We start from the raw sequence: 21,786 nt of genomic DNA, 5'->3' as shown, positions 1-21,786 counted from the left end.
AAGGCATGCTTCTCCGATCCATGTTTGCCCAGAACTACCGGTCCCTGCGCTCGATCCGCATGGATCTTTCGGGAATCAATCTGTTCATTGGCGAAAACGGGGTCGGGAAATCCAACCTCTATCGTGCGCTACAGCTCATCCAGGCGGCGACGCGCGGCCGGCTGGCCCATGAGATCGCGGCCGAAGGCGGCATGTTTTCGGCGCTCTGGTCCGGCCCGCGCAAGGATTCGGAGGGACCGTTCCGCATTCGCCTGGAAACGGAACTTCTGGACGCGGAGAGGGCGATCACCTTTCGCTATCGCGTCGAAGCGGGTTTGCGACCACCGGCTGCCGCGGCAGGCTTTCCTTTCGAACCGCAGATCAAGGCGGAGGAACTTTCGATCGAGACCGGCACGCGGCCGGTCACGATGATGAAGCGCGCCGGCCCGGCCATTTCCGTTCGCGGGCCGAATGGCCGAATGCAGGACTATCCGGAGCAGGCGATGACGTCGGAAACGGCAATCGCGCTGCTCGGCGACGCCGGTCACTACCCTGAGATCGGGACGTTTCGCCGTGCGGTTGACAGCTGGCGGTTTTTTCACGGTTTCCGGACAGATCGCCTCTCGCCGCTGCGGGCGCCTTGTCTTGCCGTGACGGCGCCGCTGCTCGATGAGGATGGCAGTAATATCGCGGCCGTCTTCGCGACGCTGGTGCACACGCGGGAAGACACCGTCGATCTCGATCGAGCTGTAGCGGCGGCCCTCGGTGGTGCGCGCCTTGTCGTGCCGCCGCCTGGGGAGACGGCTGAGTTTGGCCTATCCCTTCCGGAGTTTCCCAACCGGGTCTTTCAGCCGCGAGAATTGTCCGACGGTCAGATCCGTTTTCTTGGGCTGGCCGCGGCACTGATGTCCTATCGCCTGCCGCCGTTGATCGCGCTCAACGAACCGGAAGCGAGCCTTCATCCCGACATGCTGCCGCCATTGGCGGACATGATCGCGGAGGCGGCGCGCAGCAGCCAGATCTGGATCGTCACGCATTCGGAAGCCCTGGCCGCTGCCGTGCGCGAAAAATGCGGCGCCCGTGCACGCCGTGTCGTGCGTCAGGATGGCGCGACGTGGATCGATGGCATGCGCTTCACCGGTGTCATCGATGAGGATGAGTAAGCCGGTGCCATCAGTCTTCCAGGTTTTCTTTTCGCCGCGATGCGGGCATGGTCTCGCCCGATGAGCACAGATTCGTCCGATCTCTTTGGAGCGCTGTTTGAAACGCTGCCGGCAAACCGCACGGTTCCGGTGCTCGTTCCCATGCCTGCGCCCAAGCCTTATTCCTACGCCGTGCCGGATGGCATGGCGGTCGAGCCCGGGTCGGTCGTGCAGGTGCCGCTCGGCCCGCGCCAGGTGATCGGCGTCGTCTGGGACGGTGGCGAGGATGGCGTCGATCCCAAGAAGCTGAGACCGATCAGCCATGTCTTCGATTGCCCGCCGCTCACCAAGGAAATGCGTGACTTCATCGATTGGGTCGCGACCTATACCCTGTCGCCGCCGGGGCTCGTGGCGCGGATGGCGCTTCGCGCGCCGAATGCCTTCGAGCCCGAGCCGATGGTGGAGGGGTTGCGCTTCATGGGCGGCGAGCCGGAGCGGATGACGCCGGCGAGAGCGCGTGTGCTCGATGCGGCAGCGGATGGCCTGTCATGGACGCGCACCGGACTTGCTCATGCAGCCGGCGTTTCGACGAGCGTCGTCGACGGTTTGATCAGCCAGGGGATTTTCGAGACCGTTTTCCTGCCGCCTCCGCCTGTCGTTGCCAAGCCCGATCCCGATTTTGCCGCGGCGCGGCTCGAAGGCCCGCAACGCGAGGCGGCGGACGAAATTCTGGACGAAGTCCGAAAGGGCGAATTCGCGGTTTCGCTGATCGATGGCGTCACCGGTTCGGGAAAAACCGAGGTCTATTTCGAGGCGATCGCTGAAACGCTGAGGCGTGGCAAGCAGGTCTTGATTCTCCTGCCGGAAATTGCGCTGACCGCAAGCTTTCTGGAGCGTTTCCAGGATCGCTTCGGGGCCAAGCCGGCGGAGTGGCATTCCGACCTCCCGCCACGCATGCGCGAAAAGGTCTGGCGCCAGGCGGTGACCGGTGAGGTTCGCGTTGTTGCCGGCGCGCGCTCCGCTCTGTTCCTGCCGTTTGAAGATCTCGGGCTGATTATCGTCGACGAAGAGCACGACCCTGCCTACAAGCAGGAAGACCGCGTCTATTACAATGCGCGCGACATGGCCGTTGTTCGCGGACGGATCGGTGACTTCCCCGTGGTGCTTGTCTCTGCGACGCCGTCCGTCGAGAGCCAGGTCAACGGCCAGAGCGGTCGCTACACCACCATTCACATGCCGACACGCTTCGGCGATGCGGCCTTGCCGGACCTTCACCTCGTCGACATGCGTCGGCATGCACCTGAGCGCGGTGGCTTCCTGTCGCCGGTGCTGATTCGGGCGATCGGCAAGACGGTAGAGAAGCAACAGCAGGCGCTGCTGTTCCTCAACCGACGGGGCTATGCACCGCTGACGCTCTGCCGCGTCTGCGGCCATCGGTTCCAATGCCCGCAATGCTCCAGCTGGCTCGTCGAGCATCGCTTCAAGAGGCAGTTGCAGTGCCATCAATGCGGCCATTCGGAGCGCACGCCTGAAGCCTGCCCGGAATGCGGCACGTTCGATCACCTCGTCGCCTGTGGCCCGGGTGTCGAGCGTATTGCCGAGGAGGTGGAGCGTCATTTTCCCGAGGCGCGAACGATCGTGCTCTCGTCCGACATGATGGGCGGGGTCAAACGGCTGCGGCTCGAACTCGAGGCGATCGCCAAGGGTGAAGCCGATATCGTCATCGGCACGCAGCTTGTGGCCAAGGGTCACAACTTTCCCCTGATGACGCTGGTCGGGATCGTCGACGCGGACCTCGGCCTCGCCAATGGCGACCCACGGGCCGCGGAGCGTACATTCCAGCTCCTGTCGCAGGTTACGGGCCGCGCCGGGCGTACCGGCCTGAAAAGTCATGGCCTGTTGCAAACCTATCAGCCGCAGCATCCGGTCATGCAGGCGATCGTCTCAGGCGATGCGGGCGCATTTTACGAGAGAGAGATCGCCGAGCGCGAGCGCGCGATCCTGCCGCCGTTCGGGCGCTTGGCGTCGATCATCGTGTCGGCAGAAACGCGGCACGATGCGGAAAACCATGCGCGGGCGGTGAGAAGTGCCGCGCCTCACGTCTCCGGTATCGCCGTCCTCGGGCCGGCCGAGGCGCCGTTGGCGCTGGTTCGCGGCCGGCACCGTTTCCGTCTTCTCGTGCACGGTCGGAAAAACTCGGACATGCAGGCGTTTCTGAGGGCGATGCTGGCGCAAGCGCCAAAGGAGCGTGGCTCGGTGCACGTCCAGCTCGACATCGACCCGCAAAGCTTCCTGTAGATCGCTGTCGCAACGGGCTTTTGCCGCGCACGCCAACTATGCCATAAGAACGCGATTGGGCGTGATTTGGGGTCGACTGATGGAACTATATTTTCCTGAGGAATTTGGCGAGCAACTGGCTTTTTGCTCGGCGGCATTCGCGGTTTTGGCGGGCCTCGTTATCATGTTCGCTCCCGGATATTCGATGCGGCTCTTCGGGCTTCAGCCGCGAGAAGGGCGGCGCGACGGATATGCGGAGCTTCGCTCGACGGGCGGAATGTATCTCGCGCTGGGGCTCGCCCCCATCATGTTGGCTCAGCCAAATACTTACCTGGTCTTCGGCGCAGCCTTCGCCATGGCGGCTTTCGCGCGCATCATTTCTCTCCTTTCAGATAAGGGGAGCACGATTCTCAACTATTTACTTCTGGTTGTGCAAGTCATCCTGGCAGCCCTCCCGCTCGCCTATGTCTTCGGTTTCTTTTCCGCTTGAGTTGAACGGAGATCTCGGGCGCCCGGCTCATTATTGAGGCGCATTGCGCATTTTTGCGCGAGAAATCGATGGGAAAGGCGTATTCGGGCGTTACGCGTGTTGCGAGTCCCGATATCCTATGTTAGACGGACCCCGAATTTCGGAAGAAGCAAGAGGCTTCTCTTGCGATTTCTGGGGGAAATCATAACGAATTCAAGATTATAGGTCAGGCGCCCGCCGGGGACCGGATTCTTGGGTTGAAATCAGGGAAATTTGGGCCAGTGGCAGACACATCCCAGCTTACTTCTGGTGTTGCAGAGCGCTATGCCTCGTCGTTGTTCGAGCTCGCGCTTGAGCAGGGCGCCGTCGAAAGCGTCACCAAGGACCTCGAGCAGTTCCAGGCGATGCTCGATGAGAGCGACGATCTGAAGCGTTTCGTTTCGAGCCCTGTTTTCTCGGCCGAAGATCAGCTGAAGGCGATCATTGCCATCAGCGAGAAGGCTGGCATCAGCGGATTCTTCGCAAACTTTCTGAAGGTCGTGGCGCGTAACCGCCGCCTCTTTGCTCTCCCGGGCATGATCAAGGCCTTCCGCATCATTGCTGCCAACCAGCGTGGTGAAATTGCTGCCGAGGTTACCTCGGCCCATGCGCTCACAGCAGCGCAGGAAACTGAATTGAAGGCGGCGCTCAAGGGCGTCACCGGCAAAGACGTGGCGATCAACGTCACGGTTGATCCGTCAATTCTTGGTGGTCTGATCGTGAAGGTCGGGTCCCGTCAGATTGATACGTCTCTTCGTACAAAACTCTCTACCCTTAAGCTTGCATTGAAAGAGGTCGGCTGATGGATATCCGCGCTGCGGAAATTTCCGCAATTCTCAAAGACCAGATCAAAAACTTCGGTAAAGAGGCAGAAGTCTCGGAAGTCGGTCAGGTTCTCTCCGTCGGTGACGGTATCGCTCGCGTTTACGGTCTGGACAATGTTCAGGCAGGCGAAATGGTCGAATTCCCCGGCGGCATCCGTGGTATGGCGCTGAACCTTGAATCTGACAACGTCGGTGTTGTTATTTTCGGTTCGGACCGCGACATCAAGGAAGGCGACACCGTCAAGCGGACCGGCGCCATCGTTGACGTTCCGGTTGGTCCGGAACTGCTCGGCCGCGTTGTCGACGCTCTCGGCAACCCGATCGACGGCAAGGGCCCGATCAACGCGACGCGCCGTGCGCGCGTTGATGTCAAGGCTCCTGGCATCATTCCGCGTAAGTCGGTTCATGAGCCGATGTCGACCGGCCTCAAGGCTATCGACGCGCTCATCCCGGTCGGCCGTGGCCAGCGTGAGCTCGTCATTGGTGACCGTCAGACCGGCAAGACCGCGATCATTCTCGATGCGATCCTGAACCAGAAGGCTATCCACGACAACGGCCCGGACGGCGAAAAGCTGTACTGCGTCTACGTCGCTATCGGCCAGAAGCGTTCGACTGTTGCCCAGTTCGTCAAGGTTCTCGAAGAACGCGGCGCAATGAAGTACTCGATCGTTGTTGCCGCTACGGCTTCCGATCCGGCTCCGATGCAGTACCTGGCGCCGTTCGCCGGCTGCACGATGGGCGAATACTTTCGCGACAACGGTCAGCACGCGCTGATCGGTTACGACGACCTGTCCAAGCAGGCTGTTGCCTATCGCCAGATGTCGCTGCTGCTGCGCCGCCCGCCGGGCCGCGAAGCTTATCCGGGCGACGTTTTCTACCTGCACTCGCGTCTCCTCGAGCGCGCTGCAAAGCTCTCCGACGAGAAGGGCGCTGGCTCTCTGACGGCTCTGCCGGTCATCGAAACCCAGGGCAACGACGTTTCGGCGTTCATTCCGACCAACGTGATCTCGATCACCGACGGCCAGATCTTCCTTGAAACCGACCTGTTCTACCAGGGCATTCGTCCGGCCGTTAACGTCGGTCTGTCGGTTTCGCGCGTTGGTTCTGCCGCTCAGATCAAGGCCATGAAGCAGGTTGCCGGCTCGATCAAGGGCGAGCTCGCCCAGTATCGTGAAATGGCTGCCTTCGCCCAGTTCGGTTCGGACCTCGATGCTTCGACGCAGCGCCTGCTGAACCGCGGTGCACGCCTGACCGAACTCCTGAAGCAGCCGCAGTTCTCGCCACTGAAGACGGAAGAGCAGGTCGCAGTGATCTTCGCTGGCGTCAATGGCTATCTCGACAAGATCCCGGTCGCACAGGTCGGCAAGTTCGAGCAGGGCCTGCTGTCGTACCTTCGTTCGGAAGGCTCGGCTATCCTCGACACGATCCGCACGGACAAGGCAATCAGCGACGATACGAAGGGCAAGCTCACGGCTGCCGTCGATAGCTTCGCGAAGTCCTTCGCCTAATCGGACCCAAAGGACGGATAACGGATGCCTTCACTTAAGGATCTGAAAAACCGGATCGCCTCCGTCAAGGCGACGCAGAAGATCACCAAGGCGATGAAAATGGTCGCCGCGGCGAAGCTGCGTCGCGCGCAGGAGGCGGCCGAGGCCGCCCGTCCGTACTCGCAGCGCATGGGTGCCGTTCTGGCAAACATCGCCGGTGCGATGACGGACGCCGACGGCGCGCCGGCGCTGATGACCGGCACCGGCAAGGACCAGGTTCACTTGCTGGTTGTCTGCACTGCCGAACGCGGCCTGTGCGGCGGCTTCAACTCGCAGATCTCGCGTTTTGCGCGCGATCACGCTCGCAAGCTCATTGCTGAAGGCAAGACCGTCAAGTTCTTCACCGTCGGCAAGAAGGGTTACGACGTTCTGCGTCGTGAATTCGCCTCGCTGATCGTCGAGCGCAAGGAATTGCGCGACGTGAAGAAGGTCGGCTTCGAGAATGCGGATCAGATCGGCAAGCGCATCATCGAGATGTTCGACGCCGACGAGTTCGACGTCTGCACGTTGTTCTACTCCGAATTCAAGTCGGTCATTTCGCAGGTTCCGACGGCACAGCAGCTCATCCCCGCATCGGCCCCCACGGCCGTTGTCCAGGACGAGGAGCATGCCGGCGCAGTCTACGAATACGAGCCGGATCCGGCATCGATCCTCGAGGATCTGATTCCGCGCAACATCTCGGTCCAGATTTTCCGCGCGCTCCTTGAGAACGTTGCCGGCGAAATGGGTGCCAAGATGAGCGCCATGGACAATGCAACGCGCAACGCTGGTGAAATGATCAACAAGCTGACGCTGAACTACAACCGTCAGCGCCAGGCTCAGATCACCAAGGAACTCATTGAAATCATTTCGGGCGCGGAAGCGCTCTGAGGTTAGGGAAAGAGGGTAAGAAGATGGCTAAGGCAGCTACCCCCAAGAAGGCCGCGGCAGGCTCCGCCGGCAAGGTTACGCAGGTTATCGGCGCCGTCGTGGACGTTGCTTTCGAAGGCGAACTGCCGGCGATCTTGAACGCGCTCGAAACCACGAACGGCGGCAACCGCCTCGTTCTCGAAGTGGCGCAGCATCTTGGTGAAAACGAAGTCCGCACGATCGCCATGGACTCGACCGAAGGTCTGGTTCGCGGTCAGCCGGTCTCCGACACCGGTGGTCCGATCACGGTTCCGGTCGGTCCGGAAACGCTCGGCCGTATCATGAACGTCATCGGTGAGCCGGTCGACGAAGCTGGCCCGCTGGTCACCTCCGGCAAGCGCGCGATCCACCAGGACGCTCCTGCCTACGTCGACCAGTCGACCGAAGCACAGATCCTCGTCACCGGCATCAAGGTCGTCGACCTGCTCGCGCCTTACGCAAAGGGCGGCAAGATCGGCCTGTTCGGCGGCGCTGGCGTCGGCAAGACCGTTCTGATCATGGAACTGATCAACAACGTCGCCAAGGCGCACGGTGGTTACTCGGTATTCGCAGGCGTGGGTGAACGTACCCGCGAAGGCAACGACCTTTACCACGAAATGATCGAATCGGGCGTCAACAAGCATGGCGGCGGCGAAGGCTCGAAGGCAGCCCTCGTTTACGGCCAGATGAACGAACCGCCGGGCGCCCGCGCTCGCGTCGCTCTGACGGGTCTCACCATCGCTGAAGACTTCCGCGACAAGGGCCAGGACGTTCTGTTCTTCGTCGACAACATCTTCCGTTTCACCCAGGCAGGTTCGGAAGTGTCCGCTCTGCTCGGCCGTATTCCTTCGGCCGTTGGTTATCAGCCGACGCTCGCCACCGATATGGGCCAGATGCAGGAACGCATCACGACCACGACGACGGGGTCGATCACCTCGGTTCAGGCGATTTACGTCCCCGCCGACGACTTGACCGACCCGGCTCCGGCAACCTCGTTCGCCCACCTGGACGCAACGACCGTTCTGTCGCGTTCGATCGCTGAAAAGGGTATCTACCCGGCCGTTGACCCGCTCGACTCCACGTCGCGCATGCTCGACCCGATCGTTGTCGGCGAAGAGCACTACGAAGTGGCTCGTAAGGTTCAGTCGACGCTGCAGCGCTACAAGGCTCTCCAGGACATCATCGCGATCCTGGGCATGGACGAACTGTCCGAAGAGGACAAGCTGGCCGTTGCCCGCGCCCGCAAGATCGAGCGCTTCCTGTCGCAGCCGTTCTTCGTTGCTGAAGTCTTCACCGGTTCGCCGGGCAAGCTCGTCGCGCTCGAAGACACGATCAAGGGCTTCAAGGGCCTGGTCAACGGCGACTACGACCATCTGCCGGAAGCTGCCTTCTACATGGTTGGCTCGATGGAAGAAGCCATCGAAAAGGCCAAGAAGCTGTCCGCAGCTGCCTGATGCATTCAACAGCGGCGCGCGGGCCGAGGCCACGCGCGCCGTCGTTTGTTTCAAAGACAATCAAGAAGTGAAACGTCATGGCTGACAATTTCAATTTTGAACTCGTATCTCCCGAGCGTCTGCTGCTGTCGGAGATGGTGACCGAAGTTGTCATTCCGGCAACCGAAGGTGAGATGACCGTCATGGCGCACCATGCGCCGACGATGACGACCATCAAGCCGGGCATCGTCAGCGTTCGCTCTGCTAACGGCAAGAAGCAGGACTACGTGGTGTTCGGCGGCTTTGCGGACATTCTGCCGACCGGCTGCACGCTGCTCGCGGAATCTGCAGTCATCGTGCAGGACCTGTCCAAGGACGAGCTGACGCTGCGCATCGACGCGGCGAAGACCGAACTCGATGACGCGCACCACCATGAGCAGAAGTCCCGGCTTGAGCACTACATCATGGAGCTCACGCATCTGCAGGGTGTGGTCAACAAGGACTGACATCGTCTTACCGGACGGATGGAAAGCGGCCCTTCGAGGCCGCTTTTTTTGTTTTTGGCGCAGGGTGTCAGCACCTTCGCGCGACGTCGATGTCAACATGAGCTGTTGCGAAACGTGCAGCGTTGCGCGTGTTTGCTTTCCGCGATTGCCGCTATAGTTTCGCCGTGGGGATTCATGAGGTTCGGCGCGACGGCTGCGCCATAAAAGGTTCATCGGGGGTATGATGTTTCATCCGAAGCTTTTCGAAAATCGCAATGTCGTAGTAACAGGCGCAGGCAGGGGGATTGGACTGGAGGTTACCCGCCAGTTTCTCGACTGCGGTGCCAAGGTGCTTGCTCACATCGGTCGGGAGAGCGAGCGCAGCTTGCCCGATTTTCTGCTGACGGCCGAGGCCGATCGGCGCGCGTTTCTTGTCGCGGCCGACTTCAGCAAGGGCGAGGGAACGCAGGCCTTTGCCAACAAGGTGCTTTCGACGTTCGATCGCATCGATGTTCTCGTGAACAATGCGGGCACCATGGTCGGCCGTTTTCCCGCCGATCAACTGACGGACGAGCAGTATGATGCCGTCGTGCAGCTCAACCAGACATCCGTTGTGGAGCTGACACGCGCGCTCATTCCGGCATTGCGGGCGGCGCAGGCTGCGGCGATCGTCAATACGGTTTCCATTTCGGCGCTGACGGGCGGGAGCCCCGGATCGGCAATCTATTCGGCGTCGAAGGCGTTCGTCGCCACTTACTCGAAGGCGCTTGCGCGAGAACTGGCGCCCAGTGGGGTCCGGGTCAACTGCGTTTCGCCCGGCACCATCGAGACGGATTTTCATCAGCGCTATTCTTCTCCCGAGAAGCTTGAGGCGACTCGCAAGAGCATTCCGCTGCAGCGCCTTGGTACCGCCGAAGACTGCGCACCCGCTTACCTGTTTCTATCTGCTCCTTCACTTTCCGGTTATGTGACCGGGCAAGTACTTGAAATCAACGGCGGTCAGCTCATCTGCTAACCGCCGGACTTTTTTTGGTATTTTAGAAGATCCAAACGATCGGCATGCGCGTATATGTTATCTTGCGACCTGAGTTTTATAATTCATGCAATCAGAGATATAGAATGCATTTGCCTACACCGAGATCGGGTATGCCCGATCACGAATTTCAGAAATTCTCCGCGCGCGCACGAGAGGCGAGCGATCTTCTAAAAGCGCTCGCCCACCATACGCGGCTGCTCATCCTCTGCATTCTTGCCGAGGGGGAGAGAACGGTAGGCGAGATCGAGGATATCCTCGGCATCCAACAAGCGATGGTTTCTCAACAGCTTGCCCGTCTGCGGATGGAGGGGATCGTCAATACGCGCCGACAGGGACGGTTGATCTACTATCGCGTGGAAAACCCTGGCACGGTCGCTTTCCTGCGGACACTGTTCGTCATGGTCCCGGCGGAGGCCTAATCCGGCCCCTTGCCCGTCCCGGTCTTGTCGTGACAATAGCGTGAGCCGAGGTTCGGCGCGGAGGCCGGATGATCGACAAGCTGGAATTCTTCATCGCACTCGCAAACGAGAAGCATTTTGGCCGTGCTGCCGAAGAGTGCGGAATTTCACAACCTTCACTTTCAGCCGCGATCCGCCAGTTGGAGGATCAGCTGGGCGTCATTCTCGTGCAGCGTGGTTCACGCTTTCAGGGCTTAACGCCCGAGGGGCAGCGCGTGCTGGAATGGGCCCGGCGTATCGTCGGTGATGCCCGCACGATGCGGGAGGAGATGCGCGCCGCCCGGAAGGGCCTTTCCGGACATATCAAGATCGCGGCAATTCCAACAGCCTTGTCGATGCTGACGAAGATCACGGCGCCGTTTCAGGAGCGGCATCCGGATGTGACCTTTTCGATCGTCTCCAGGAACTCGCTGCAGGTCCTGAGCATGCTTGAAAATCTGGAGATCGATGCCGGGATCACATACCTCGAGAACGAGCCGCTCGGGCGCGTCACCACCGTTCCGCTCTATGCCGAGCACTACAATCTGATCACGGCCGCCGGCAGCCCTCTCTCGGATCGCGAGAGTGTGACGTGGAAGGAAGTCGGTCTTCTTCGGCTTTGTCTATTGACGGCGGACATGCAAAACCGCCGCATCATCAACCAGCATCTCGCAGAAGCGGGCGCCGTTGCGCATCCGACACTCGAGTCGAACTCGATGATCGTGCTGTTCTCACACGTCCGGACAGGACGCTGGGCGAGCATCATGCCACGCAATATTGCGAAATCATTCGGTTTTCCTGCCGAAATCAGGATGATCCCGATCACCGAACCGCAAGCGCATCATCTCGTCGGTCTGGTGGCGACGCATCGTGAGCCATTCACGCCACTGGTTTCGGCATTATTGCACGAAGCACGAAATCTCGCTGAAGAAGCGGATTTTTGATAGGTTTTTCCTATCGTTTGACGGAACAGCATTATTGATCGCTTCGTCCAACCCTGAGAAAGTTCTATAATGAACTGACGTTAGCGGTCGCAGGCTGCGGAAGAGAGCCTTGCCCCGACGCGCGATTCGCAGGCCGCGGGAGGGCTGCTGATGAATATCCATGTCGCCAAAGGCGATATCGCAACGCGCACCATCGCGATCATCGACCATCTCAAGCATCTCGAAGGGCCGTTGTTGCCGATCCTGCACGAGATCCAGGATGAGTTCGGCTACGTCCCGCACGAGGCGTTGCCTGTCATCGCGAAAGAGCTGAACCTTTCGCGCGCCGAGGTGCATGGCGTCGTCACCTTCTATCATGATTATCGCGATCATCCCGCTGGTCGGCATGTGCTGAAGCTCTGTCGTGCCGAGGCCTGTCAGTCGATGGGCGGCGATCTGCTGGCCGAGCGCGTCAAGGCGCTGCTTGGCGTCGACTGGCACGGCACGACGCCTGATGGAGCGATTACGCTGGAACCCGTCTTCTGTCTTGGGCTCTGTTCGTGCTCGCCGTCCGCGATGATGGACGGCGAGGTACATGGGCGGGTGGACGCCGCCGATCTCGAGGCGCTGATTTCGGAGGCACGTCGATGACCGTCCGGATTTATGTTCCCTGTGATGCGGCGGCACTGGCGTTGGGCGCGGAGCGTGTCGCCAAGGCTATCGCCGAGCAGATTGCCGCTCGCGGGCTCGACGCCAAGATCGTGCGCAATGGTTCGCGCGGCATGCACTGGCTGGAGCCGCTGGTCGAGGTGGAAGTCGCCGGCAAGCGTATCGGTTACGGGCCTGTCAAGGCGAAGGATGTCGTCTCGCTGTTCGATGCGGGCTTGGCCATCGGCGGCGATCATCCCCTCTGTCTTGGCGAGGTGGAGGAACTGCCGTTCCTCAAGCGTCAGACGCGTCTGACCTTCGCCCGTTGCGGCATCACCGATCCGCTCTCGCTTGATGACTACGAGGCGCACGGCGGTCTCGCCGGCTTGCGCCGCGCGGTTTCGATGTCGCCTGCGGATGTCGTCAAGGAAGTGACCGATTCGGGTCTGCGTGGTCGCGGCGGCGCGGGCTTCCCGACGGGGATCAAGTGGAAGACGGTGCTCGACGCACCGGGTGATCGTAAGTACATCGTCTGCAACGCTGATGAGGGCGACAGCGGCACCTTCGCCGACCGGATGATCATGGAAGGCGATCCCTTCGTGCTGATCGAAGGCATGGCGATTGCGGGCCTTGCGACCGGCGCCAGCAAGGGCTTCATCTACACACGCTCGGAATATCCGCATGCGATCGCGGCGATGAGCCGGGCGATCGATATTGCCCGGAGTGCCGGCATCCTAGGTACGTCGGTTCTGGGCTCAGGCAAGACTTTCGACATGGAAGTCCGCACGGGTGCTGGCGCTTATGTCTGCGGCGAGGAGACGGCGCTTCTGAACAGCCTCGAAGGCAAGCGCGGCATCGTGCGCGCCAAGCCGCCGCTGCCTGCTCATAAGGGTCTCTTCGACTGTCCGACCGTTATCAACAACGTCATTTCGCTCGCTTCCGTGCCTGTGATCATGGACAAGGGGTCGGCCTATTATCGCGACTTCGGCCTTGGCCGTTCGCGCGGCACCATTCCGATCCAGATCGCCGGCAATGTGAAGCATGGCGGTTTGTTTGAAACCGCATTCGGCATTTCGCTCGGCGAACTCATCGATGACATTGCCGGCGGAACCGCCTCCGGGCGGCCGGTGAAGGCGGTTCAGGTCGGCGGGCCGCTCGGCGCCTACTTCCCGCGTGCCCTGTTCGATACGCCATTCGACTACGAGTCTTTCGCCGCCAAGGATGGCCTGATCGGCCACGCCGGCATCGTTATCTTCGACGAGAGCGCCGACATGCTGAAGCAGGCGCGGTTTGCGATGGAATTCTGCGCCGTCGAGAGCTGCGGCAAGTGCACGCCCTGCCGCATCGGCTCGACGCGCGGCGTCGAGACGGCGGACAAGATCGCACGCGGTATCGAGCCGGAGAAGAACCGCGAGCTGCTTGCCGATCTCTGCAACACCATGAAGTTCGGGTCGCTCTGCGCGCTAGGGGGCTTCACGCCCTATCCGGTCATGAGCGCGATGACGCATTTCCCCGAAGATTTCGTTCCCACACCTCTCATCGAAGCGGCGGAGTAAGACCATGCCTCTCGTCCATGAAATCGATTACGGCACGCCGGCCTCGACCTCGGAAACCATGGTGACGCTCACCATCGACGGCAACCAGGTGACGGTGCCCGAGGGCACATCCGTCATGCGCGCCTCGATGGATGCGGGCATCGAGATCCCGAAGCTCTGCGCCACCGACATGATCGACGCCTTCGGTTCGTGCCGGCTCTGTCTCGTCGAGATCCAGGGGCGCGCGGGTTTGCCCGCGTCGTGCACAACGCCGGTTGCACCTGGCATGGTGGTCTCGACGCAGACGAACCGCCTGAAGGATGTCCGCAAGGGCGTGATGGAGCTCTACATCTCCGATCATCCGCTCGACTGTCTGACGTGCGCTGCAAACGGCGATTGCGAGCTGCAGGACATGGCGGGTGCGGTCGGTCTGCGCGATGTGCGCTACGGCTATGAGGGCGACAACCATGTCAAGGCGCGCAACAACGGCGATCTCAATCTCAAATGGGCGCCGAAGGACGAGTCCAATCCCTATTTCACCTTCGATCCCGCCAAGTGTATCGTCTGTTCGCGCTGCGTGCGCGCCTGCGAGGAAGTCCAGGGTACGTTCGCACTGACAATTGAAGGCCGCGGCTTCGATTCGCGTGTTTCGGCCGGCATGCATGAGGACTTCGTCTCGTCCGAATGTGTTTCCTGCGGGGCCTGCGTGCAGGCCTGCCCGACGGCGACGCTGACCGAAAAATCGGTGATCGAGATTGGCCAACCGGAGCATTCCGTCGTCACCACCTGCGCCTATTGCGGCGTCGGCTGCTCCTTCAAGGCTGAGATGCGTGGCGAAGAGCTGGTACGCATGGTGCCCTGGAAGGACGGGCAGGCAAACCGCGGCCATTCCTGCGTCAAGGGTCGCTTCGCCTATGGCTATTCCAGCCACAAGGATCGCATCCTCAATCCGATGATCCGCGAGAAGATTACCGATCCCTGGCGCGAAGTGAGCTGGGACGAGGCCTTTGCGCATGTCGCCTCCGAGTTCCGCCGCATCCAGTATCAGTACGGTCGCGATTCCGTCGGTGGCATCACCTCGTCTCGCTGCACCAACGAGGAGACCTATCTGGTGCAGAAGCTGGTGCGTGCCGGCTTCCGCAACAACAACGTCGATACATGCGCTCGCGTCTGCCATTCGCCAACCGGATACGGCCTCGGCCAGGCTTTCGGCACCTCGGCCGGCACGCAGAACTTCGACAGCGTCGAGCAGAGCGATGTCGTCGTCATCATTGGCGCCAACCCGACAGATGGGCATCCGGTTTTCGGCTCGCGCCTGAAGAAACGGCTGCGCCAGGGCGCCAAGCTGATCGTCATCGATCCGCGCCGCACCGACATCGTTCGCTCGCCGCATGTCGAGGCGTCCTATCACCTGCCGCTGAAGCCCGGTACGAACGTCGCGATCCTGACGTCGCTGGCACATGTCATCGTGACGGAAGGATTGTTCAACGAGGCCTTCATCCGCGAGCGCTGCGACTGGTCTGAGTTCGAGGACTGGGCAAGCTTCGTCGCCGAGCCGCATCACAGCCCGGAAGCGTCCGAGAAATTCACCGGCGTTCCTGCAGATCTCGTGCGCGGCGCAGCACGTCTCTACGCCAAAGGCGGCAACGGGGCGATCTACTATGGTCTCGGCGTTACCGAACACAGCCAGGGGTCGACCACCGTCATGGCGATAGCCAACCTTGCTATGGTGACCGGCAATATCGGCCGTCCCGGCGTCGGCGTGAACCCGTTGCGCGGGCAGAACAACGTGCAGGGCTCGTGCGACATGGGGTCGTTCCCACATGAGTTGCCTGGCTATCGTCACGTCTCCGACGATGCGACGCGCGACATCTTCGAGAAGCTCTGGGGCGTCAAGATCAGCAATGAGCCGGGGCTGCGCATTCCGAACATGCTGGATGCAGCGGTCGATGGGTCGTTCAGAGGCCTCTACGTCCAGGGTGAGGATATCCTGCAATCCGACCCTGATACGAAGCACGTCGCCGCCGGCCTTGCTGCCATGGAGTGCGTCGTCGTTCACGACCTCTTCCTGAACGAGACGGCAAATTACGCGCATGTCTTCCTGCCGGGCTCGAGCTTCCTCGAGAAGGACGGCACCTTCACCAATGCCGAGCGCCGTATCAACCGCGTTCGCAAGGTCATGAGCCCGCGCAACGGTTATGCCGACTGGGAAGTGACGCAGAAAATGGCGCAGGCCATGGGGCTTGACTGGAACTACACGCATCCCTCCGAGATCATGGACGAGATCGCCGCGACGACGCCGAGCTTTGCGCTCGTCTCCTACGACTATCTGGAGAAGGTGGGTTCGGTGCAGTGGCCCTGCAACGAGGCGCATCCCGAGGGATCGCCGATCATGCATGTCGACGGATTCGTCCGCGGCAAGGGCAAGTTCATCCGCACCGAGTATGTCGCGACCGACGAGCGGACGGGCCCGCGCTTCCCGCTGCTGCTGACGACGGGCCGCATCCTCAGCCAGTACAATGTCGGAGCCCAGACGCGCCGCACCGACAACGTCGTCTGGCATCCGGAAGACCGTCTGGAGATCCACGCGCACGATGCCGAACAGCGTGGCATTCGCGATGGCGACTGGATCAAGCTGATGAGCCGCTCGGGCGACACGACGCTGCGGGCGCTGATTACCGACCGGGTGGCGCCGGGCGTCGTCTACACCACCTTCCACCACCCGGATACGCAGGCGAACGTCATCACGACGGACTTCTCGGACTGGGCGACCAACTGCCCCGAATACAAGGTGACCGCCGTACAGGTCTCGCCGTCCAACGGCCCGACCGACTGGCAGCGGGACTATGATGAGCAGGCACGCCAGAGCCGTCGCATCGTCAGCAAGCTGGAGCCCGCCGAGTGATCGATCGCCCGACCCGTATTGCCGTCAGACGCACCGCCCGCAGCGGCGGTGTCGTCCTGTCCGGCGAGCGGATCGTTCCCGAGGAAGTGCCGATCGCGTTTTCCTATGGTGGCAGCACGCATGCCGTGATGATGGGCACGCCTGCCGACCTGGAGGATTTCGCCATCGGCTTCAGCCTCACGGAAGGGATCATTTCCGATCTCGGCCAAGTCGCCGGCATCGAGATCGTCGAGAACGAGAGCGGTATCGATGTCCAGATTGCTCTCGTCGATGACGTCGCCACGGCCCTGACTGCCCGCAGACGCAGCATGGCCGGGCCTGTCGGCTGCGGGCTCTGCGGCATCGAGTCGATCGAGCAGGCCGTTCGCAAGGTGCCTGACGTGGCGGCCGTGTCTCTCAAGGCTGTATACCGCGACATCGTGGAAGCCGTTGCGCTATTGAATGGCGCGCAGCCGCTACATCGCGAGACGCGCGCCGTGCATGGCGCGGGCTTCTACCTGCCGGGCAAGGGGCTGCTTGCGGTGCGCGAGGATGTCGGCCGTCACAACGCGCTCGACAAGCTCTGCGGCGCGGTGATTGCTGAGCAGCGATCCGGGGCGGAGGGCATCGTCGCCGTCACCAGCCGTCTGTCCGTCGAGATGGTCCAGAAGGCCGCGATCCTCGGAAGTTCCATTCTTGTCGCCATCTCGGCGCCAACAGCCCTTGCCATTCGCACGGCCGATGAAGCCGGGATGACCCTCGTTGCGCTCGTGCGCGGCGAGGATTTCGAGATTTTTACGCATCCGCACCGCATTCAGCCGGGAAGCATTTCCGATGTCGCATGATACCCATAGCAAGCTGGTCTACATGGCCAACCAGATCGCCACTTTCTTCACCAGCCAGCCGGCCTCCGAGGCGGCTGACGGCGTTGCGAGCCACATCAACAAGTTCTGGGAGCCGCGCATGCGGCGGCAGCTGTTCGAGATCCTGAAGACAGGGGACAACGGGCTGCATCCGCTCGTTGTCGACGCGGCCCGGATGATCAAGAAACCCGAGCCGGTCGCGGCGGCGGAAAAGGCGTAGCTCTAATCTCAGCCCGCCGGCTTCCAGTCGGGCGGGGCCATTTCGAAGCTCGCGAATTCGAAGCCTGGCGCAACCGTGCAGCCGACCAGCGTGAAATCGCCGAGCGTTTCAGCGGATTGCCACCAGTTTGCCGGGATGATCGCCTGCGGACGTTCGCCGGCGAGGATGTCTGTCCCGAGCCTCAAGGTTTCGCTTGCCTTGCCTTCTTCGGAACGATGGAGCGCAAGCGGTGCGCCCGCGTAGAAATGCCATACCTCGGCCGCGTCGTGAACGCGGTGCCAGTGCGAGCGTTGTCCCGATTTCAGCAGATAGTAGATCGCCGTCGAATTCCCGCGCTTGTCGTCGGGACTGTCGCGAAATGTCTGGACGTACCAGCCGCCTTCCGGGTGCGGCTGCATCGAAAGCGCTTCGATAATCTCGTCCGCCGACATCAGAAATTGTCCTTGCGCTTGCGGATCTCGGCAAACACTTCTTCGTTCGTCTTGCTCTCCATCAGCAGGTTGCGACGGATTGCCGGGTCGCCGGCGCGCAGGAAGGGGTTCGTCTCCTTCTCCAGAGCAAGCGTGGTGGGGATCGTGAACTTGCCCTCGGCCCGCATCGTTTCGATCTCGGCGGCGCGGCTCTTCAGCCGCTCGTTGGTGGGATCGATCGTCAGCGCGAAGCGGGCATTGGACAAGGTGTACTCGTGACCGAAATAGACCGCCGTCTCATCGGGGAGCACCGCGAGTTTTTGCAGCGAGTGCCACATGTCGGCTGCCGGCCTCTCGAAGAGCCGACCACAGCCCAGCGCGAACAGGGTATCTGCGGCAAAGAGAAGCTTGTCGTCGACGAAGTGGTAGCAGATATGGCCTGCCGTATGGCCGGGCGTCTCGATGACGCTAATGGTGTGGTCGCCAAACAGAAATGTGTCGCCATCGGCCATCGTCTGGTCGAGACCCGGTATGGCGACGGCCTCGTTGATCGGGCCGATGATCTCGCAGCCATAATGCTCCTTGAGCGCAAGGTTGCCTTCAACGTGGTCGGTGTGGTGGTGGGTCGTGAAAATGTGGGTGATCGTCCAGCCGCGCCGATCGGCAGCAGCCATAACAGCATTTGCATCGGGGGCGTCGATCGACACCGTCAGATTGGTTTCAGGATCATGCACCAGCACCCCAAAATTATCGGTGCGGCAAAGAAAAACATCTAAATCCAAAGGTTTCATTGCTCAAAATACCTCTTTATCGCGGACATACCGGGAATGTAGAGGTTCCGACCTTGAAGTCCAATCGGCCATTGATAACATTTGGTGCAATGCACGCCGATATCGTAGACCTGCGCCAGTTTTATCACTCGGACCTTGGCCGTATTGCCGAGCAGTCGATCTCCATGGCGCTGTCGTCTCTATGGGTTCGTCTGCCTCAGGAGCGGCTCGTGGGCCTCGGCTACGCCGTGCCGTTTCTCGATCGTTTCCAGGCCGACACCGAGCGCACATTTGCATTCATGCCGGCCGGGCAGGGCGCGGTCAATTGGCCTGTCGGTTCGCTATCGAGCACGGCGTTGATCTTCGACGAGGAACTGCCACTGCCAGACTCGTCGATCGATCGGGTGCTGATGGTCCATTCCCTTGAGTTCGCCGAAAGTCCGCGGGAAACACTGAAAGAGCTCTGGCGCGTGCTGGCTCCGGGCGGTCGCCTCGTTATCGTCGTGCCGAACCGTCGCGGCGTATGGGCGCGGATGGAACACACGCCGTTTGGCTCCGGGCGTCCCTATTCTCGCGGCCAGCTGACACATTTGCTGCGTGAGACCAATTTTACGCCCGGTGCGACCGCTGAGGCGCTGCTGTTTCCTCCATCCAAGCTTCGCACGATGATGCGCGTTCGCGGTGTCTTCGAGCGTGTCGGACGGGCGTTGTGGCCCGCCTTTTCCGGTGTCATCATCGTCGAAGCGCAGAAGCGGCTCTATCAGGGTCTGCCGGTGGCGGCCCGCGCCTCTCGCCGCGTCTTCGTTCCAGTGCTGGCACCTCACGGTGTTCCGACCACGCGAAGCAGATAGCCGCTCGGCACTCGACAAGATCGTCGTTCCGTTCTATTGCCTCAGGGCAATTTCAGCCGGATTTCCGGTGTTTTTCCAAGGTCGATCCCATGAGCGAAGAGATGAGCAAGCCCGTTCCGCGTCCCGGTATTCTGGATATCGCAGCCTATGTGCCGGGCAAGGAGCATGCCCCGGGCGTTGCGCGCGTCTACAAGCTCTCGTCGAACGAAACGCCGCTTGGCGCCAGCCCGAAGGCGATCGAGGCATTTCGCGCCGCTGCCGCCAATCTGGAGCGCTATCCCGACGGTCAGGCCATCGAACTGCGCGAGGCGATCGCTGCGGTCCATGGTCTTAACCCGGCTAATATTTTATGCGGCAACGGTTCCGACGAGCTGCTCGGGCTTCTTTGTCACGTCTATCTCGGCGCCGGCGACGAGGCGATCATCACCGAGCACGGTTTTCTTGTCTACAAGATCCAGATCATGGGCGCCGGCGCGACGCCTGTCACGGTCAAGGAGAAAGACGCGACTGTTGATGTCGACGCTATCCTTGCTGCGGTGACGCCGAAGACGAAAATGGTGTTCATCGCCAACCCCGGCAACCCGACCGGCACCTACGTTCCGGTCAGCGAGATACGCCGGCTGCAAGTCGCGCTGCCAAAGAACGTCGTTCTGGTGCTCGACGCGGCCTATGCCGAATATGTTCGCCGCAACGACTATGAAGCCGGGATCGAAATCGTTTCCTCCAATGCAAACGTCGTGATGACGCGGACCTTCTCGAAGGTCTACGGCCTTGCCGCACTGCGCGTCGGCTGGATGTATGCGCCGGCCGAGATCGTCGATGCGCTGAACCGCGTTCGCGGGCCGTTCAACATGAATTCCGCCGCGATTTCCGCCGGTGCGGCAGCGATCCGGGATCAGGCCTTCGTTCAGGAAACGGTGGTCTTCAACCAGATGTGGCTCGACAAGCTTACCTCCGCGTTCGAGGCGCTTGGGCTCAAGGTCACGCCTTCGGTCACCAACTTCGTGCTGATCCACTTTCCTGACGTCGACGGCAAGCGTGCTGCTGATGCCGACGAGTTCCTGACGAGCCGTGGCTACATCCTGCGCGCCGTAAAGGGCTATGGGTTTGCCAATTCGCTGCGCATGAGCATCGGACCGGAGGAAGCGAACCGCGGCGTCATCGAGTCGCTCGGCGAATTTCTGGGACGCAAGGCATGACCGCCCAGTTCGACCGCATCGCGCTGATCGGTATCGGCCTGATCGGCTCCTCGCTCGCGCATGACATCAAGCGCCTTGGGCTGGCAAAGGAGGTCGTTATTGCGACCCGCAGCGCCGAGACGCTCAAGCGCGCCGAAGAGCTGGCGCTTGGCGATCGCTATACGACGTCTTCGGCAGAGGCCGTCGAGGGTGCGGATCTGGTCATCGTGTCGGTGCCGGTGGGCGCTTCCGAAAGCGTCGCGAAGGAAATTGCCGGAAGCCTGAAGCCGGGCGCGATCGTGACCGACGTCGGCTCCACCAAGGCTTCCGTCATCGCACAGATGCAGCCGCATATGCCGCCGCACGTTCACTTCATTCCGGGGCATCCGCTGGCAGGCACCGAGAAGTCAGGCCCGGACGCTGGCTTTCCGGGTCTCTTCGAGGGACGCTGGTGCATCTTTACGCCGGTTGCCGACACCGACCCGGCCGCGTTGAATACGCTGCGCCAGTTCTGGGAGACGCTCGGTTCCAAGGTGGATGAGATGGACCCTGAGCACCACGACAAGGTGCTCGCGATCGTCTCGCATCTGCCGCACATCATCGCCTACAACATCGTCGGCACGGCCGACGATCTGGAGACGGTGACCGAATCCGAAGTCATCAAGTACTCGGCCTCCGGTTTTCGCGATTTCACCCGTCTTGCGGCATCCGACCCGACCATGTGGCGAGATGTCTGCCTGCATAACAAGGATGCGATCCTTGAGATGCTGGCACGCTTCTCGGAGGATCTTGCCTATCTGCAGCGTGCAATCCGCTGGGGCGAAGGCGACAAGATATTCGAGCTGTTCACGCGCACTCGCGCAGTCCGTCGCTCGATCATACAGGCGGGGCAGGATGTGGACGCGCCGGATTTCGGGCGCCCACATGCCCTGGACAAGAAGCCCTGAG

21 protein-coding genes are annotated in these 21,786 nt (G+C 61.4%); 19 read left to right on the top strand and 2 right to left on the bottom strand.

All coding sequences use genetic code 11. The features are described 5' to 3' along the window. Positions 1–5 precede the first annotated feature (5 nt). From FZ934_RS14950 to FZ934_RS14875, 16 genes are all read left to right on the top strand, one after another. Entirely contained in the window at positions 6–1,142 is a 1,137-nt protein-coding gene (locus FZ934_RS14950; RefSeq protein WP_153271712.1) for an AAA family ATPase, read from the top strand. Between the two features lie 60 nt (positions 1,143–1,202). Continuing rightward, positions 1,203–3,419 (top strand): primosomal protein N', encoded by a 2,217-nt coding sequence (locus tag FZ934_RS14945; protein WP_153271711.1) that lies wholly within the window; start codon positions 1,203–1,205, stop codon positions 3,417–3,419. Between the two features lie 79 nt (positions 3,420–3,498). Beyond that, positions 3,499–3,888 (top strand): DUF4345 domain-containing protein, encoded by a 390-nt coding sequence (locus tag FZ934_RS14940; protein WP_153272468.1) that lies wholly within the window; start codon positions 3,499–3,501, stop codon positions 3,886–3,888. A 260-nt stretch (positions 3,889–4,148) separates the two neighbouring features. Then, positions 4,149–4,709 carry a F0F1 ATP synthase subunit delta gene (locus tag FZ934_RS14935; RefSeq protein ID WP_153271710.1) on the top strand — a complete coding sequence of 187 codons (561 nt, stop codon included), beginning with the start codon at positions 4,149–4,151 and terminating at the stop codon, positions 4,707–4,709. Then, a complete protein-coding gene (gene atpA / locus FZ934_RS14930; protein WP_153271709.1) occupies positions 4,709–6,238 on the top strand; it encodes a F0F1 ATP synthase subunit alpha in 1,530 nt (509 codons plus the stop codon). The genes FZ934_RS14935 and atpA overlap by 1 nt, the downstream gene beginning before the upstream one ends. Positions 6,239–6,262: 24 nt before the next feature. After that, positions 6,263–7,147, top strand: a complete 885-nt coding sequence (locus FZ934_RS14925; RefSeq protein ID WP_153271708.1) for a F0F1 ATP synthase subunit gamma — start codon at positions 6,263–6,265, stop codon at positions 7,145–7,147. A gap of 23 nt (positions 7,148–7,170) precedes the next feature. Beyond that, positions 7,171–8,619: a F0F1 ATP synthase subunit beta gene (gene atpD, locus FZ934_RS14920; protein WP_153271707.1), complete on the top strand. Its 1,449-nt coding sequence runs from the start codon at positions 7,171–7,173 to the stop codon at positions 8,617–8,619. Between the two features lie 77 nt (positions 8,620–8,696). Then, a complete protein-coding gene (locus FZ934_RS14915) occupies positions 8,697–9,104 on the top strand; it encodes a F0F1 ATP synthase subunit epsilon (protein WP_113361986.1) in 408 nt (135 codons plus the stop codon). Positions 9,105–9,327: 223 nt separating this feature from the next. Then, positions 9,328–10,098, top strand: a complete 771-nt coding sequence (locus FZ934_RS14910) for an SDR family NAD(P)-dependent oxidoreductase (RefSeq protein ID WP_153271706.1) — start codon at positions 9,328–9,330, stop codon at positions 10,096–10,098. Between the two features lie 104 nt (positions 10,099–10,202). Continuing rightward, entirely contained in the window at positions 10,203–10,538 is a 336-nt protein-coding gene (locus FZ934_RS14905; protein WP_153271705.1) for an ArsR/SmtB family transcription factor, read from the top strand. 68 nt (positions 10,539–10,606) lie between these two features. Continuing rightward, positions 10,607–11,500 carry a LysR family transcriptional regulator gene (locus tag FZ934_RS14900; RefSeq protein WP_153271704.1) on the top strand — a complete coding sequence of 298 codons (894 nt, stop codon included), beginning with the start codon at positions 10,607–10,609 and terminating at the stop codon, positions 11,498–11,500. 150 nt (positions 11,501–11,650) lie between these two features. Further along, on the top strand, positions 11,651–12,130 hold the full coding sequence (locus FZ934_RS14895; protein WP_153271703.1) for a formate dehydrogenase subunit gamma: 480 nt from the start codon (positions 11,651–11,653) through the stop codon (positions 12,128–12,130). Next, positions 12,127–13,683: a formate dehydrogenase beta subunit gene (locus FZ934_RS14890; RefSeq protein ID WP_153271702.1), complete on the top strand. Its 1,557-nt coding sequence runs from the start codon at positions 12,127–12,129 to the stop codon at positions 13,681–13,683. The genes FZ934_RS14895 and FZ934_RS14890 overlap by 4 nt, the downstream gene beginning before the upstream one ends. Before the next feature lie 4 nt (positions 13,684–13,687). Continuing rightward, positions 13,688–16,567 (top strand): formate dehydrogenase subunit alpha, encoded by a 2,880-nt coding sequence (gene fdhF / locus FZ934_RS14885; protein WP_153271701.1) that lies wholly within the window; start codon positions 13,688–13,690, stop codon positions 16,565–16,567. Then, positions 16,564–17,391, top strand: a complete 828-nt coding sequence (gene fdhD, locus FZ934_RS14880) for a formate dehydrogenase accessory sulfurtransferase FdhD (protein WP_153271700.1) — start codon at positions 16,564–16,566, stop codon at positions 17,389–17,391. Before fdhF ends, fdhD begins: the two co-directional genes overlap by 4 nt. Beyond that, a complete protein-coding gene (locus FZ934_RS14875; RefSeq protein ID WP_153271699.1) occupies positions 17,381–17,629 on the top strand; it encodes a formate dehydrogenase subunit delta in 249 nt (82 codons plus the stop codon). Before fdhD ends, FZ934_RS14875 begins: the two co-directional genes overlap by 11 nt. Positions 17,630–17,637: 8 nt before the next feature. Here FZ934_RS14875 and FZ934_RS14870 read toward each other — a convergent pair whose 3' ends face one another. Both FZ934_RS14870 and gloB read right to left on the bottom strand, forming a co-directional pair. Next, complete coding sequence (locus FZ934_RS14870) at positions 17,638–18,060, bottom strand: cupin domain-containing protein (protein ID WP_153271698.1); 423 nt, start codon at positions 18,058–18,060, stop codon at positions 17,638–17,640. After that, positions 18,060–18,830, bottom strand: coding sequence for a hydroxyacylglutathione hydrolase (gloB, locus tag FZ934_RS14865; RefSeq protein ID WP_153271697.1), 771 nt, complete (start codon positions 18,828–18,830; stop codon positions 18,060–18,062). Before gloB ends, FZ934_RS14870 begins: the two co-directional genes overlap by 1 nt. A 53-nt stretch (positions 18,831–18,883) precedes the next feature. Here gloB and FZ934_RS14860 point away from each other — a divergent pair, with 53 nt between their 5' ends. The 3 genes from FZ934_RS14860 to FZ934_RS14850 all read left to right on the top strand — a co-directional run bounded on the left by FZ934_RS14860 (position 18,884) and on the right by FZ934_RS14850 (position 21,785). After that, positions 18,884–19,660 carry a class I SAM-dependent methyltransferase gene (locus FZ934_RS14860; protein ID WP_153271696.1) on the top strand — a complete coding sequence of 259 codons (777 nt, stop codon included), beginning with the start codon at positions 18,884–18,886 and terminating at the stop codon, positions 19,658–19,660. An 89-nt stretch (positions 19,661–19,749) separates the two neighbouring features. Continuing rightward, positions 19,750–20,859 (top strand): histidinol-phosphate transaminase, encoded by a 1,110-nt coding sequence (gene hisC, locus FZ934_RS14855; protein ID WP_153271695.1) that lies wholly within the window; start codon positions 19,750–19,752, stop codon positions 20,857–20,859. Then, a complete protein-coding gene (locus tag FZ934_RS14850) occupies positions 20,856–21,785 on the top strand; it encodes a prephenate/arogenate dehydrogenase family protein (protein ID WP_113361976.1) in 930 nt (309 codons plus the stop codon). Before hisC ends, FZ934_RS14850 begins: the two co-directional genes overlap by 4 nt. The last annotated feature ends 1 nt before the right edge of the window (position 21,786 follow it).

It is taken from the genome of Rhizobium grahamii, from assembly GCF_009498215.1.
Classification (GTDB): domain Bacteria; phylum Pseudomonadota; class Alphaproteobacteria; order Rhizobiales; family Rhizobiaceae; genus Rhizobium; species Rhizobium grahamii_A.
This window is presented reverse-complemented; position numbering and strand designations above follow the sequence as displayed.